The organism is Maribacter forsetii DSM 18668, from assembly GCF_000744105.1.
GTDB lineage: Bacteria > Bacteroidota > Bacteroidia > Flavobacteriales > Flavobacteriaceae > Maribacter > Maribacter forsetii.
In genome coordinates this window covers 509,148-525,807 of sequence record NZ_JQLH01000001.1, presented here as the reverse complement: position 1 = coordinate 525,807, position 16,660 = coordinate 509,148, and the positions used below count along the sequence as shown (strand labels likewise).

12 protein-coding genes are annotated in these 16,660 nt (G+C 34.7%); 5 read left to right on the top strand and 7 right to left on the bottom strand.

Going from position 1 to position 16,660, the window contains the following annotated elements; genetic code table 11:
* Positions 1–23 precede the first annotated feature (23 nt).
* Complete coding sequence (locus P177_RS02210) at positions 24–620, top strand: hypothetical protein (protein ID WP_157486423.1); 597 nt, start codon at positions 24–26, stop codon at positions 618–620.
* Between the two features lie 95 nt (positions 621–715).
* Here P177_RS02210 and P177_RS02205 read toward each other — a convergent pair whose 3' ends face one another.
* Entirely contained in the window at positions 716–1,285 is a 570-nt protein-coding gene (locus P177_RS02205) for a RidA family protein (RefSeq protein WP_036151387.1), read from the bottom strand.
* A 237-nt stretch (positions 1,286–1,522) separates the two neighbouring features.
* Between P177_RS02205 and P177_RS02200 the strand changes: the two genes are divergently transcribed.
* Entirely contained in the window at positions 1,523–2,767 is a 1,245-nt protein-coding gene (locus tag P177_RS02200) for an MFS transporter (RefSeq protein ID WP_036151386.1), read from the top strand.
* A gap of 75 nt (positions 2,768–2,842) precedes the next feature.
* On the opposite strand, the gene scpA is transcribed toward P177_RS02200, so the two are convergent.
* The 6 genes from scpA to P177_RS19275 form a co-directional block, all read right to left on the bottom strand.
* A complete protein-coding gene (gene scpA, locus P177_RS02195; protein ID WP_036151383.1) occupies positions 2,843–5,005 on the bottom strand; it encodes a methylmalonyl-CoA mutase in 2,163 nt (720 codons plus the stop codon).
* Positions 4,998–6,371 (bottom strand): methylmalonyl-CoA mutase subunit beta, encoded by a 1,374-nt coding sequence (locus P177_RS02190; protein WP_036151380.1) that lies wholly within the window; start codon positions 6,369–6,371, stop codon positions 4,998–5,000. The genes scpA and P177_RS02190 overlap by 8 nt, the downstream gene beginning before the upstream one ends.
* Before the next feature lie 109 nt (positions 6,372–6,480).
* Positions 6,481–7,338 (bottom strand): DUF6503 family protein, encoded by an 858-nt coding sequence (locus P177_RS02185; protein WP_157486422.1) that lies wholly within the window; start codon positions 7,336–7,338, stop codon positions 6,481–6,483.
* A gap of 249 nt (positions 7,339–7,587) precedes the next feature.
* The gene (locus P177_RS02180; protein WP_036151377.1) at positions 7,588–7,740 is read right to left on the bottom strand and encodes a YqaE/Pmp3 family membrane protein; all 153 of its coding nucleotides are present in this window, start codon (positions 7,738–7,740) and stop codon (positions 7,588–7,590) included.
* 104 nt (positions 7,741–7,844) lie between these two features.
* Positions 7,845–8,261, bottom strand: a complete 417-nt coding sequence (locus tag P177_RS02175) for a response regulator (RefSeq protein WP_036151375.1) — start codon at positions 8,259–8,261, stop codon at positions 7,845–7,847.
* Between the two features lie 7 nt (positions 8,262–8,268).
* Positions 8,269–10,950 carry a PAS domain-containing sensor histidine kinase gene (locus tag P177_RS19275; protein WP_051941678.1) on the bottom strand — a complete coding sequence of 894 codons (2,682 nt, stop codon included), beginning with the start codon at positions 10,948–10,950 and terminating at the stop codon, positions 8,269–8,271.
* 253 nt (positions 10,951–11,203) lie between these two features.
* On the opposite strand from P177_RS19275, the gene P177_RS02165 reads away from it, so the two are divergent.
* Genes P177_RS02165 through P177_RS02155 form a run of 3 tightly spaced genes read left to right on the top strand, consistent with a single transcriptional unit; the run spans position 11,204 to position 16,652 of the window.
* Positions 11,204–14,041: a TonB-dependent receptor gene (locus P177_RS02165; RefSeq protein ID WP_084684602.1), complete on the top strand. Its 2,838-nt coding sequence runs from the start codon at positions 11,204–11,206 to the stop codon at positions 14,039–14,041.
* A 21-nt stretch (positions 14,042–14,062) separates the two neighbouring features.
* Positions 14,063–15,352, top strand: coding sequence for a DUF4249 domain-containing protein (locus P177_RS02160; RefSeq protein WP_036151373.1), 1,290 nt, complete (start codon positions 14,063–14,065; stop codon positions 15,350–15,352).
* Position 15,353: 1 nt separating this feature from the next.
* Positions 15,354–16,652, top strand: a complete 1,299-nt coding sequence (locus P177_RS02155; protein WP_036151371.1) for a DUF4249 domain-containing protein — start codon at positions 15,354–15,356, stop codon at positions 16,650–16,652.
* Positions 16,653–16,660 lie beyond the last annotated feature (8 nt).

Sequence of the window (16,660 nt, the reverse complement as noted above, 5' to 3'; positions counted from 1 at the left end):
TTGCAACCAAAAACCAAAACAAAATGAAAATAGCGATCCTTCTATTTATATGTACGGCATCAGTTGCCATGAATGCCCAACTAGTACTTGATGATTTTACTACTGGTGAAATCAGCCATTTGACATTTACCGATATGAATGAAAATAGAAAACTACAAACAGGCAATCACATCATAGGTCAGCACCGGCAGGTTTTTGCAAAGCTCAATCAAAACCCTTTTGAACACAACATGCAATTAAGTATAAAAAAAGGGCTACTCGTTATGAGCTACGGTTATGATACTAGGGGAACAACTTATTTAAACTACGGAGTCAATAAAAATGGAAATGCGCCATTAAATATAGATGCCAGCAAATACAAGTCTTTAAAAGTAGAATTTGAGGCTAAAAGTACGGTAAACGGCATCAACTTGAATCTTTTTACAAATACAACTTATGCCGCATACGGCAAACATGTGCCGGCTCGTGAAGGTAAGTTCGTCTTTACCATTCCGTTTTCAGAAATAAAGCCGACCGGCGATGATTTTACATTTTCTGATATTGATTTTATAAGGTTACAATTCGACTCTAGAAGTAAAACCGGTTGTAACATGGCAATATCAAAAATTTGGTTCGAATAAATATTTAATAACCTAAAAACAGACGTTATGAAAATTTACAGGAGAACATATTTAACACATCTATATTCTGTAATAAAATCAATGTCCAATTAAACTTACTCATAAACCTCAACAACCATTTCTACCTCTACAGCCATGTTTCCTGGCAAAGAACCCATACCAACAGCAGCTCGCGCATGCTTTCCATTATCACCAAAGACTTCTACCATAAGGTCTGAATAACCATTAATAACTTTTGAATGATCTTTGAAATCTGGCGAAGCGTTCACCATACCATGCACACTTACTATCCTTTTTACTTTATTAAGATTGCCTAATTCAGCTTTTAACACTGATAACTGGTTAATACCTACTTCGCGTGCAGCTTGGTAACCTTGTTCTACTGTTAAACTATCGCCCAACTTACCAACAATATTTTCTCCATTCGCTTGTTTTGGACCTTTGCCTGCCAAGAATAACAAATTTCCCGTTCTTGCCGCATGTACGTAATTTGCAACAGGAGTTCCTTGATCCCTAAGCTTTATATCTAAACTATCCAGTATAGCCTCAGGGTTATAATCTTCATTGGCAATTACAATAGAGCTTTTTTCATTTTCAGTTCTTGTATTTACATCGGCACAACTTGTGAAAATAAAAGCAAAAAGAACATAAATAGCGTATTTCATAATTTATAATTAAAGGTGGTTATTTAGACTACAAGTTAGCTAATAGTTCATAATCAACACTATACTGTTCAAATCTATATACAGCTCATTGCATAAAAAACATTAAAAATTATATAAATACTATTTTTTGTGCTTTATGTCGTAGATAAGGTATCATTTTACTAAAAAAGCATTGATATTATTTCATTTTTATTAGTTTAGCAAATTATGCAAAACAACAACTAAATCAATTTAAATATGGACAGTTCTAACTCAACTTCTAGAGTAAATGCGAATAGGCTTTTTTATGCCAGCTGTTTCGCTTTAATTACCACGGCATTCTCTTTTGCCATTGCGGCAGGTATATTAGATCAATTAAAAACAGAATTAGAATTAAGCGCTAGTCAAGCGGGACTTATAACCTCCATGTGGTTTTTAGGTTTTCCAATTGCTATGGTCATTGGTGGTTTGATCTATCATAAAGTAGGTGGCAAAGTCATTATGCAATTTGCATTTTTTGCACATGCCATTGGTATTTTACTTTTAATTTTTTCAGGAAGTTATATGGGTCTTTTGGTTGCCAACCTCTTAATTGGACTTGGTAACGGCTGTACCGAAGCTGCTTGTAACCCTATGATCGCAGATGCTTACAAGGGTAATAGAATGAGTACGATGCTAAATAGGTTTCATATGTGGTTCCCAGGAGGTATTGCTGTAGGAAGCTTATTATCTGGTTTTATGACAGATATGGGAATCATTGGTCAGAGCCAAGTATGGTTATTACTAATACCAGCGGTTATTTATGCGTTTTTATTCTTTGGTCAAACATGGCCTAAAGCTAAAATTGAAGAAGCTGCAACCATTAGCGGAAACTTAAAAGGTATGTTTACTCCGTTATTTTTGTTCATTGCAATATGTATGGCACTAACAGCAATTTCTGAATTTGGACCTAACCAATGGGTTGGACTTATTCTTTCTAAAAGTGGAGCTGAACCAACTTTAATTTTAGCACTGACGGCAGGCTTAATGGCTGTAGCACGTTTCTTTGGAGGCAGCATGGTAGCGAAATTCAACCAAACGGGAGTGTTATTAGGATCTGCAATTCTAGCAACTTTAGGTATTTATTTATTTAGCACGCAAACAGGGGCAATGGCTTATGTTGCCGCTGTAATATTTGCATTGGGTGTTGCTTACTTCTGGCCAAACATGATTGGTTTGGCTGCCACTAAGACACCAAAAACAGGTGCCTTAGGCATGTCTATTATTGGAGCTATAGGGATGTTCTCATCTTCAATTTTTCAACCTATTATTGGTGGTTGGATCGATGCTGACAGAGCAGCTGCAGAAGCACAAGGATTCACAGGTGATGAATTAGAATTAGTCTCAGGTCAAGAAACTTTAGGTACTATGGTACTTTTCCCTGCTATACTTATAGTACTATTTACCATTCTATATTTCTGGTTAAAGAATAAAGAGAGTAATGTAGAAGTTGCCGCTGCGTAACTTCTTTTAATGATAAACTAAAAATGCCCGAGCAATTTCATTGCTTGGGCATTTTTAGTTTATCGTATTACCAATTTATTCCAAAAGTATTTCCAACAACTGAATCGCCGCATCACTGATCTTGGTTCCAGGCCCAAAAACTGCAGTTGCACCAGCTTCCTTAAGAAAACCATAATCTTGTTTCGGTATTACTCCGCCAACAATGACCATAATATCTTCACGACCGTAGCTTTTAAGTTCTTTAACTACTTCCGGCACCAAGGTTTTATGTCCGCCAGCAAGTGATGATATTCCTAAAATATGGACGTCATTCTCTACTGCCTGCTTAGCTGTTTCCTTTGGAGTTTGAAAAAGCGGACCTATATCCACATCGAACCCTAAATCGGCATAGCCTGTAGCAACAACCTTAGCTCCACGATCATGACCATCTTGCCCCATTTTGGCAACCATAATACGAGGTCTACGACCATCTTGCTCTGCAAATTGATCTGCGAGTTCCTGTGCTTTCTTAAAACTACTATCTTCTTTAATTTCTCTTGAATACACGCCTGTAAATGAATTTATAATTGCTTTATGCCTGCCAAATGCTTCTTCTAAAGCACTACTAATTTCTCCTAAAGTTGCTCTCTCTCTTGCCGCGTCTACTGCTAAAGCTAGTAAATTTTCTTCCGAATCGCTATCGCTCAATTTATTTTTAGCAGCAATAGTAAGTTCTTTCAGTTTTTGGACAACTACAGCTGTATTTCTATTTGCTTTTACTTCTTTTAGTCGTTCTAATTGCTGCCTGCGCACTTCTTTATTATCGACCTCTAAAATCTGAAGTTCATCTTCTTCACTCAATTGATATTTATTGACGCCTACAATTACATCTTGTTGACTATCTATTCTTGCCTGTTTTCTAGCGGCAGCTTCTTCAATTCTAGTTTTAGGAATACCTGTTTCAATTGCCTTTGTCATTCCGCCAAGATTCTCCACCTCTTGCATCAACTCCCAAGCTTTATGCACCAAATCATGCGTTAGTTTCTCTACATAATAACTACCTGCCCATGGGTCTACAGTTTTGGTCATGTTGGTTTCTTGTTGCAGGTATATCTGTGTTTCCCTAGCAATACGTGCGGAAAAGTCTGTAGGCAGCGCTATTGCCTCATCTAATGCATTGGTATGTAAACTCTGTGTACCGCCAAATACGGCGGCAGCAGCCTCTATAGTAGTTCTTGCCACATTATTAAACGGATCCTGTTCCGTAAGGCTCCAACCGCTAGTTTGGCAATGCGTTCTCAACATTAACGATTTCTCGTTCTGTGGATTAAATTCTTTCACCACTTTTGCCCATAACATTCTTGCAGCACGCATTTTAGCGATTTCCATGAAGTGATTCATCCCTATGCCCCAGAAAAAGGAAAGTCGCGGTGCAAAATCATCAATTTGTAATCCCGCTTTTATTCCCGTTTTAATATATTCCAAGCCATCAGATAACGTATACGCCAATTCTAAATGTGCAGGCGCACCGGCTTCATGCATGTGATATCCTGAAATACTTATACTATTGAACTTAGGCATATGTTTACTCGTGTACTCAAAAATATCCGCTACCAGTTGCATAGAAGGTTTTGGCGGATAGATATAGGTATTACGCACCATAAATTCCTTTAGAATATCATTCTGTATGGTTCCTGATAACTTATCTAACGGTACACCTTGTTCTTCTGCCGCAACTATATAAAATGCCATGATAGGAAGTACTGCACCGTTCATGGTCATAGAAACCGACATTTCGTTAAGCGGAATACCATCAAAGAGCACTTTCATATCTTCAACGGTATCAATGGCTACACCTGCTTTACCTACATCACCTACCACACGTTCATGATCACTATCATAACCTCTGTGCGTAGGTAGATCAAAAGCTACCGACAAACCTTTCTGCCCTGCTTTTAAATTCTTTCTATAAAATTCGTTGCTTTCTTTAGCAGTCGAAAACCCTGCATACTGTCTAATAGTCCATGGTCTCAACACATACATTGTTGAATAAGGACCGCGTAGAAACGGTGGTATACCTGCTGCAAAATTTAGATGCTCAATATCATTGATATCCTCTTTTGTATAGCTTTTTTTCAACGGAATAGATTCCGCAGTAATAAACGGAGCGTCGTCAGATTCTCTATTACTATTTTTTTGCTCTTTGCTAAGCGATACCGAATTAGCTAATTGAATATGTTGTAAGTCTCTTCTACTCATGTGACAAACGGTTTTGCTCAAGTTCTTCTGCCAATCGTTTTTCTATAATAGGAGTAATCAGTGTTTTTCTTGGATTCTTTTTTACGAACGGATATAATTCCAACTCCTGATTCATTTTATCCTCTTCATTTTGAAATGCATTCGTACCTACTAAAACAATCTTCTTTTCATTAAACTTCTCTTGTTGTTTACGTGCACCATCAGCAATTCTATTCTGAATGGTATGATTCTTTAATTGTTTTAAGAATCCGCCATCTTTTTCTATCGACTTGAATAAGATTAATGCTTTTTCTGCCAATTGACTGGTTATGGTTTCAATGTAGTAACTGCCCGCAGAAGGGTTTTCTACCTTATCAAAATAACTTTCTTCTTTCAACAGTATAAGCTGGTTTAAAGCTATACGATCGGCAAACTCATTATCCTTTTTATAAACGGCATTATAATTTAAATTGAACACCGTATCCGCCCCACCTAAAACTGCAGACATACATTCTGTAGTGGTTCTCAACATATTTACGTTATAATCATAAATAGTCTTATTACGCTTGCTTGGCTCCGTAGTAATATGGCACGGAATGGAAACTTCATACGCATTAGCCAAAATTTCCCAAAGGTTACGTAATGCTTTAAGCTTTGCAATTTCAAAAAAGTAATTACCCCCAACCGCTACCTTAAAATCTATATTTTTTAATTTATAAAGGGAATCTTTCTCATCTATTATATTTAAGTATTCATTGGCATGAGACATGGCATATGCTAATTCTTGAACCATATCAGCTCCAGCATTTTCATAAAGCGAAACATCAACGCAAAATAAATTTTCAATATCCTTGGAAATTAAACCCCCAACCAAATCGATATCTGCGGACATTGTATCGTACCAATTACCTGACCTAGCCAAATTACCTATTGGGTCTATTTGAAGATGCACGTTTTTTGATCGGGAAACCTTAACAAGTATTTTGTCTATATATTCTTTAGACAAAAATTGCATGTTCAGATATACTTTTACAATATCTAAATCAATATTGTTCAAAATTACGGCAATATCAATAGTTGTATCCGGAATTAGAAACCTTATAGCTTCAGCACCTTTTTGAATACTTTTAAGCGCTTTTTCATTCGCCATTATGGCATTACCCGCATAAATAGACTTACCAATACTCCATGATGAGATTTGAGAAGTCTTCACCTTTACATGCTCTAAGTCATCCGCATGATAAAAAGGTTTTACCTTTATTCCTTCAGGAGAATTCCAAACAACTTCTTCATTATAATCTTTTCCCTTTAAATCATACTGAATTTTCTGTTTCCATTCTTTTTCAGAAATGGTCTTAAAATTTTCAAACAAGTTTTCACCCTTCATATAAGACAGAGTTTAATTGAATATTGAGTTCTTTTGATTTCATCATTAAAACTAAATTTAACGCAATCTCTCAAAGATACAATAAGTAAACTGTGTTCTAGAATGAAGGCTATTCTATCAAATCAGTCGTGTTAAGATTACGCACATTCTCCGTTTCAATTCTAGAAAGTTCTTTCAGCTCGTTCATTTCATACATAGTAGGTAAATCTTTTAATGGAGTACCAACCGGAGCTGCCCAGTTGATGTAATCTTGAAAACGAATACCATCAATAGTTCTTGGTTTATATGCATTTCTAAAACGAACACCGCCATTATTGGTACTATAACTGTATGCTAAATATTCAATAAAGTGAGATTGTTTATGTACCCAATACATAAAAATATCATCATGGTCCTTGCCGCCGCCTTCTTTACCAAAAGTGACTCTAATAATATCATAATCCTCACCTTTAATAACCGTTTCGCCAATAAGCTCTTTATGAACCGCCTTGTCGTTTAACTTATGTGGCAGTGTTGCAAAATATATAACCGAGTTCAAAGCATTGCTATGTATTGCAATATCCTTTTCAGAGAGGTCTACCACTTTATCATTAATAGTTCTACTAAAAGATCCATTGTTTAAATTGTCTTCAATTCTATTACCAATACTATCCTTGAAATTTACACGATAAGCAGCACCATCCGTATTATTGAACATGTATATTTTATCTCTAAATACAAACTCATAGTTTGCCTTGTCATATTTGGCACCACCGTGAGCTACAATAGCATTTTGAACAATAGCCTCTGCACTTAATTCTTGGGTTTCTACTTCAGAATTTTGTTTTGAACTGGCTTCATCTTTTTTTGGTGTTTCTTTACAACTTACAATGTTTAAAATCACTAAAGCGATTACTATCTTAAAATACTTAATCATTTGTTCAGTATATAAATTAGGGTTGGACTTATCAGTAATTACCTCAACCATTTATTAAAATTAAATAGTCGATTGAAAAAGTAGTTACTAACGTATCAAATTTATTACTTAAATGAATGAATTTATAGTCTCTCTTCACAATAAGTGTTAACAACTAGCTGAAATATAGGAAAAGCAAAAAAAGCGTTACAATTATATTATATCAAGAAAAAACCGAACAACTATCATAAATTAAATAGCAATTCGGTTTCTAATGTCATTGCCAAAACAAAGTAGGCAAGACAAAATATATTTTATGACCTATTGATTAACAATAAATGCATGGATAACTCCAGGTAACCAGGCAAGCAAAGTCAATAGAATACTTATTAAAAGTGTAGTACCAATACCGTGTTTCATAAAAACAGCTAATGGTGGTAATAATATATTTAAAATTATTGTTAGTAAAGACATAGTTTAATTTTTAGGTTCAATCAAAATTACTGGTATTTAGCATTTTAGCTTAACCCTATTAAATTGAATGATGACCTAAAAAATTTAAGAATCTAAAACAACGTTTAATTTTCTCTTTCCTCTAACAACTCCTCAATAATATGCTTTAACCTACCTAAACCAATAGGCTTTACAATATAATCTGAAATAGCGCTAATTTTCTTAGCTCTTTCTATATCAACTGGATCTAAGGAAGATGACACCATGTAAATGGTTATTTTTTTACCAACTCTAGGTTTAATTTTTACGTACTCTTCCATAAATTGAAAGCCGTCCATTACTGGCATGTCAATATCAAGAAAAATTACATCTGGAAATACGGAATCTTGATCTAGGTTGTCTAGCATAAAATCGATTGCTTCTTCTCCATCTGAAAAAACCATAATCTCCATGGGTAATTTAGTAGATTCTAGGGTTTTTACCATGGTAAATTGGTATATGGAGTCATCATCTACGATGCAAGTCTTTAGAATATCGTTCATTATAAGCTTAATTAAAAATTATAGTAAAGGTAGTACCTACATTTACTTCACTATCGGCGGTTATGGTACCTCCCATTGCTTCAATTTGTGTTTTGGTTAGGTACAATCCTACCCCTTTGGCATCTGGATGTCTATGAAAAACCTTATTCAAACCAAAAAGTTTATGTCCGTGTTTATCGAGATCAATACCTAAGCCATTGTCTTTAAAGGTAATGATATTTTTTTCGTTTTTTACTTCGGTTTTAATTTGAATATTAGGTGTTCTACCTTCAGCACTATATTTAATGGCATTCCCTATTAAATTTAAGAAAATGCTTTCCATGTAAATTTTGTTGTAGGAGATACTTGAAAGCTTAGAGAAATCACTACTAATAACAGCATTGGATTTCAAAATAGCTCCGCTTAACATTTGAACTGTATTTTCTAGCACCACATTAAATTCTATATTTTCTTTATGCTCATTGGCATCACCCACTTTTGCTTTTAACGCCTCGATCAAGGTATTGAGGGTAGAAGAAAGATGATCAATAACACTGCTGAATTTATTGAAGATATCTGTTCGTTCTTCTTCATTTTCAGCATAGGAATAGATTTCCAATAAAGAATTAAGGTTGGCTACAGGTGCTCTAAGGTTGTGCGATGTAATATGGGTGAAATCTGCCAATTGTTGATTTTGTAATGACAATTTTCGAGTAAAAATTTCTAATTCATTTTTAGCTTCTAATATTTTTTGTTCAGCTTCTTTTGATTCGGTTATATCTTGGCAAGTACCGATCATTTCTATAATTTCATTCTTTTCATTAGTAAAAACCTTCCCTAAAATGAGAATTATTTTAACCTTGCCAGAAGTTGTAATAATACGATGTGTTAAACTATCCCATCTTTTATTCTTATTTACTTGTTCAAAATGCTTGTCAACAATTCCTATATCTTCCGGATGAACAAACCTATAATAGCTATTGAAATTAAGGTCAGTTATAGCTTCGTCAAGTTCTAGAATTGTATAAAAATTTTCTGACCATTGAACCTTATCGGCAACCGTATCCCATTTCCAATTAGACATCATTGAAATCTGTTCGGCAAAATTCAATAGATCATTCTTCTTTCTCAATTCTTCTTGAGCTTTTATAGACTCTGTAATATCTTGGCAAGCGCCAATAACTTCTGTTACTTCATCCTTACTATTGGTAATGATTTCACCTATTAATTTTATTGTCTTTACAGTTCCGTCATCTAACTGAATTCGATGAATTAAGTTATCAAACCTTTTAATTATTAAAGCATTTTCTACATGTTTGGCAACAAAATCTTTATCTTTTGGATGGACGAAATTAAAATAAGAATCATATTTTAACGACATATCCTCTGCCTTAACACCAAAAATATCATATAAATTAGTAGAACATAATACCTTATCTAAAACAATATCCCACTGCCAATTACCCATCATGGTAATTTGTTCCGCGTAATTTAAAAGTTCATTTTTTCGTCTTAATTCATTCTTTACCTCCTTAATTCTAGAGATATCAGTAGCCACAGCTATAAAACCTTCCTTTTTACTGTAACCATTATTAACTGCTGTTACAGTTGACAATACAGGAAATGTTGAACCATCCTTTCTTTTATAAGTCCATTGTCTTGTATCATTAACATTTTCGTTTCTATAGTTAAAATTTTCATCATTTACACCACCGTTAAACTCGGCAATCATATCATTTCTAAATTGCTCAAGTTCTCCTTTATGAAGATATACTTCTGGTCTTTGTAAACCAATCATTTCAGCAGAATCATATCCTAACAATTTTTCGGCACCTTTATTAAAGCGATTAATTATACCTTCTGAATTTGTGGTTATTACCACTATCGAATCTGAGTTAAAAATAGCTTCTAACTCAGCATGAGCTACATTTAAAAGTTTCTCGGATTTTTTTGATGATGTAATATCTTGCGTTATACCTAATATCTTTGAAGTAACACCATTATTTCGCTCTATTTTCCCAATAACTTTCACCCATCTTTTATTACCTTTTAATGTTGTAAGATACAAGGTTAAATTAATCGGTGTTCCTCTTTTTTGGGCTTCATTAAGTGCTAGTAAAATACTGTTTCGGCTTTCTTCATCCTCAAAAAATGTTAATCCAGAGGCAATAGTTGGCTCATAATCTAAAGGGGCTTCATGAATTTCATATACCATACTACTCCATGACACTTTTTCTTTTAAAAGATCAATTTCCCAAGTACCTATTCTAGCGATGTCACTAGTATCTTTTAATATGGTATTATACTTCTTTTCTTTTAATGCTTTCTCTTTCCTCTCGGTAATATCTTCAGTATGCATTAGGAGTCCGCCAATTTCACCTTCAGCATTATACCATGGTTTAACATTCCATAAAATCCACTGAATAGAATCACCTTTACCATGATAAGTGGTTTCATCGCAAATATCTACAATACCATTTAAACACTTTTCAGTCTTTTTTTTCCAATCATCTCCAATCATAGGAAAAACATCAAAATGACAACGACCGATTACATCTTGCTGATCTAACTTATAATCTTTTAACCAACATTTAGACACTGCCAAATACACCATATTCTTATCTAACATGGCAATGGCAGTTGGGGCCTGTTCTATAAAAATTTGGTAATGCCTTTCTTGAAGTTCTATTTTATTAGGATAATGGCTCAATGTCTTAATTTTAACAAGTATTTATGATAAAAATAGTAATAAAATACTGATTAATAATAAAACAACAATGTAAGTAAAAGATTATACTATTAAATTTAACTCTTTCTCTTTAAACCTGTTAACTATAAATGCCAAATTGTTAGTAATGCAAAGGTTATTTCATTTTTTTTCAATAATTCAATGTAATTATTTTAAATATCACATTTTGTTATAATATAGTTTTTCTTACCTTGTAATGATCCAACCAACCAACATGACCAACAAAAAAACGAATAAAAGTTTGCTCAAAACTTTTATTGAAATTAGCGGGGCAACACCTATAAAAAAAACCGTAGTCTATTTCACCATACTTTTTGCTTTAAGTATAGGTTATGCTCAAGAAACTATTACTGTTAATGGTCAATACTCTGCAACTCCCTTATCATCTGTAATTACCGATATTGAAGAACAAATAGGTTATCAATTTTTCTTTCTAGAAAGTTGGGCACAAGGCATCAACGTAACTGCCAACTTTGACAATGAAAATTTAACCACTGCCTTGCAATCTCTTTTAGAGGACACCTCTTTAAACTATTATATTCTAGAATCACAGAAACGCATCATTCTTTTAGAGAATACCATAGTATATGACGACCTACCCAATGGCTTTTTTGGTCAAGAAGAAGTAGTTGAAGAAAATAACGGCAAACAAACAAAAGCTAACGCACCACCCCCAACATTTTATACCACTAATACTCAGGTTAAACGAAATTACGATGTTGTAAAAGTGGGCAAAAGCGACCCTAATAACTTACAAGAATCCTATAAATTAACCGGTAGAGCCATAAATTCTAAAACAGGTGAGCCTATTCCAGATTTAACCATTCGCGTTAAAGGCTCCAACCAAATTACTGTATCCGACTCGAATGGTAATTACTCTTTAACATTACCTTCGGGCTATAACGTACTAAGTATACGTGCCATGGGTATTGCATCTACAGAACGTGAAGTCATTATGTACAATAATGGTAGTTTAGATTTGTTGATGGAAGAAGGGCTACAACAATTAGATGAAGTAGTAGTAGAGGCAGATGCTTATAAAAATGTAGAGGAAGCTATTACTGGTAGTGAGCAAATAGATTCTGAAGAGTCTAAGAACATTCCCCTAGTTTTAGGGGAACGAGATATTTTGTCAGTCGCCAAGGCATTGCCTGGTATTTCATCTGCGGGCGAAGGTGCAATGGGCTTAAACGTTCGTGGCGGTAAAACAGACCAAAACTTAGTACTGTTAGACGATGCGGTTATATACAACCCACAGCATTTTTTCGGAATCTTTCAAGCCTTGAATCCGTTTACGACCAAGGGCGTAGATATCTATAAAGGTGCTATTCCTGTAGAGTTTGGCGGCCGTCTTTCATCGGTCTTCGATATTAGAACAAAAAATGGTAATGTAGAAAAGTTCTCAGGTGAAGGTTCTATTGGTCCAGTGACCGGAAATTTGGCATTGGAAATTCCGTTGGAAAAAGAAAAATCATCCCTTGTCGTTGGTGGTAGAGGTGCTTATGCGGACTGGATTTTACGGTCTTTAGATGACGAATCGTTAAGCAATAGCAACGCTTCGTTTTTTGACGGCATCGTTAAATATCACAATAAAATAAATGACAAAAATGAAGTGAAAGCGACTGCCTATTATAGCAGAGATGCTTTTAGTATCACCTCAGATTCATTATACAATTATGACAATCGTCTTTTTTCTGTGCGTTGGGACCATAGAATGAGTGATAAAACCCATAGCGCACTTATTGTCGATAATAGTAATTACGGATTCGGAATTGATTTTGACGGTGAATCGAACAGTGATTTTAAGCTTGATTACAGCATTAACGAAACCGAATTAAAATATAAGCTTCGTACAGCTCTAAACGATAAAAACACTTTAGACTATGGTGGTTCAGCCAAATACTATTCCGTTAACCCTGGAAGCATAGAACCAGACGGAAGCGAGTCGGACATCAGTGAATTTGCTATTGATAAAGAACAAGCTGTTGAGGGCGCACTATTTATAGGGGATGAAATTACGGTTAATGAAAAACTATCTGTCAATTTAGGGGTGAGATATGCATTTTTTGCCGCATTGGGCGAGGCTACCCAAAGAACCTATGAAGAAGGGATGCCAAAGAATGAATCTACCGTTCAAGACACCATAGCCTATTCAAGTAATCAAAATATAAAAACCTATGGCGGACCAGAAGCCAGAGTCTCCGCTAGATATTTATTTACACCAGATTTTTCGGTAAAAGCCAGTCTAAACAATTCGTATCAATTTTTACATACCCTTTCAAATAACACCACAGTTTCACCTATTGATACATGGAAACTTTCTGATCTGAATATTGAAGCACAAAAGGGCTACCAAGCCTCTCTTGGCTTCTATAAAAACTTTAAGGAAAACGAATATGAATTAAGTATCGAAGGGTATTACAAGATAATGGAAAATGTGCTTGATTTTAAAACCGGTGCCAACCTCTTCTTAAACGAAAATGTAGAAACACAGATATTACAAGGTGATGGAAAGGCATACGGAGTAGAATTTTTATTAAAAAAGAAAAGCGGTGATTTAAACGGATGGTTGAGTTACACCTACTCTAGATCTTTATACCGTTTTGATAGTGAATTTAGCGAGGAGCGAATTAACAACGGTGAATTTTTTCCCTCTAACTTTGATAAGCCCCATGATGTAAGTGTTATTACCAACTATCGTTTTACAAAGCGATATAGCATATCTGCAAATTTTGTGTACCAAACCGGTAGACCTATTACCTACCCTGTAGGTACATTTAGATTCAATAATGCAGATTTTGTTGCTTTTAGTGATAGGAATGAATTTAGGATTCCAGATTTCTACCGTTTAGACCTAGGTCTTAATATTGAAGGAAACCACAAGAAGAATAAGTTAGCACATAGTTTTGTTACCATATCGGTTTATAATGTATTAGGTAGAAACAATCCGTACTCGGTGTTTTTCGTAACAGATGATGGTGAAGTAAAGGCGTTACAAAGTTCTATTTTCTCCATTCCTATTCCGTCAATCACCTATAATTTTAAGTTTTAAATATTGCCAAAAAAAGAAAAGATGAGAAAGAACTTAAAATGGCTCACTCTACCTTGTTTGTCACTGGCAATATTGAGTTGCGTTGAGGAATTTGAACCTGAAAATATAACCGATGTATTAGATGGGTCATTAGTAGTAGATGCACGTATTACAGATCAAAACATACAACAAACTATTTTTTTAACAAGAACCTTTTCATTTGATGAAATTGATCCACCGCCAGAAATTGGTGCGCAAGTAAGTATCATTGATAATTTAGGCAAAAAAATAGATTTTTTTGAGACACAAGCAGGAAATTATAACACTAACGGTGCTGTAAGTTTATTACAGGAAAGAGAATACACTTTGGAAATATTTACTAAAGATGGTGTACAGTATCGTTCAAATAAAACGACATTGCCTAAACAAGTTGAAGTTTCTGAATTAAAAGCGGAGCGTAGTATCAGTAATTCGAATACAGACGGTATTTCAATACTGGTAGACAATACGGATAATACCTCTTCTGCAAATTACTTCCGTTATGAATATGAAGAGACCTATAAGGTAATTCCTCCAGATTTTAATCCTTTTGATTGGGATGAAGTTGACTATGATTTCTTTTGTGAAGATGATGATGGTTGGGAAGTTACTGTATCACCAAGAGATGAACCAGCTAATATTTGTTTTGCAACAAATAAATCAAATAGTATAATATTGGCTTCAACCGCTAATTTAGCCTCAAATAATTTAGATGATTTTGAGGTAAGATTTATAGGCAGTGATAATTATGCGATATCGCATCGCTATAGTATATTGGTAAAACAATATCACCATGATAACCATGCCGCTTCTTTCTTTGGTTCATTAGAAGATTTCTCAAACTCAGAAAGTCTATTTAGTAACGTTCAGACCGGGCAATTAGAAGGCAATATAACCGTTGAGAACTCAGATATTGCCAATGTAATTGGGTACTTTGAATTGAGTTCATATAGTGAAAAGAGAATGTTCTTTAATTATGAAGATTTTTACCCTAATGAATCATTACCACCTTATATTATTTCATGTAATGTTATTCGAGAACCGGCACTCTATCCTGATGGTTTTCACTCAACCGTAATAGATGGAAAAGTTATTGTTGACCGCGGTTCAAATTCACCTCTGATAGAAGGAATAATTGCAGGTCAAATAGGGTACATTGGCGATAATGAAAACTTTTTTGAACCTGATGCCAATGGAGAACTATCCCGTGCTCCTTTTTTAGTAAAACCATTAGGCTGTATAGATTGTAGAACATTTGGCAGTAATAAAACACCTAATTTTTGGATAGAATAAGATGAGAAAAATTACTTTAATAATATTACCGCTTCTGTTATTCATCAATTGTATTGAAGAAGTTGATTTAGGAATAGAAGCAGATGACGAAGTGCTTAAAATATTGATCGTAGAGGCCACTCTTACCAATGAACTAAAAAACCACACCGTAGCATTGAGCAGAATGGATACGTTGATAGACCTAGGTATTGATTCCGTTTACAACCCTTACACACCCATTAGAGATATTAATAGAGACTTGGTACGTTATGAAACCAATGCTACAGTTTCCATTGAAAACAGTAATGGCATTACATATTCCTTTAATGAATCTAGCCCGGGAATTTATGAATCGGATATTCAGTTTGCCGCAGAAATGGGTAGCTCTTATCTGCTGAACATTGTTACATCAGATGGCAAAAAGTATACCTCTACCGATATGGAAATAGAGGGCTTGGCTAGCATTTCAAATATATATGCCGAAAAAACAACTAGTGAGTCCGGTGCCGAGGGCATTGGCATTTTTGTAGATAATACAATTGAAACAGGTAGTGTACAAAACTTACGCTATACTTATGATGAAACATATAAGATCATAGCCCCAAATTGGTCTCCCAACGAATTTAAATTAACCAATTATGACCCTTGTGCGTTGCCCGAAGTAACCTATGACCTAGAAATTGTTGAACGGGAAGAAGAACAACAGGTTTGCTATGGCAATAACCTTTCTAATTCTATCATACAAGCTCAACAAGGTAACTTAGGTGATAATATTACAAAGTTTATGGTACGTTTTATTGACCAAGAGAACTTTATTATAAGCCATAGATATAGTATTGAAGTAGAACAATTAGTTTCAAGTGCAGCATCTTTTAGTTTCTACGATCAATTGAATAACTTCAGCCAAACCGGTAGCATTTTTTCTCAAATACAACCCGGATTTTTAGAAGGTAACCTTTCTGCAGACGATGGCTCTCAGGGTAATGTAATCGGTTTTTTTGATGTAGTATCCGTTTCTAAAGATCGGCTCTTTTTCAATTATACCGATTTTTATCCGAATGAAGAATTACCCCCATATCCTTTTAATTGCAGTGAATTGACAGCACCAGAATCTCATGTTTCTTTTTGTTTTAGTGGAATGAGAGGTCCAAACCCATGTCCACAATCAGTAATTCAACAAGTAGATCTTGATTTAATAAGTTATGTGAAGCCAAATGTTAATGAGGAAGACTGTGGCGGACCACACATATTTGTACCAAGAGTATGCGGAGATTGTACAGCTTTGGGTAGTAATATTGAACCAGATTTTTGGGTAGAATAATTAGAACT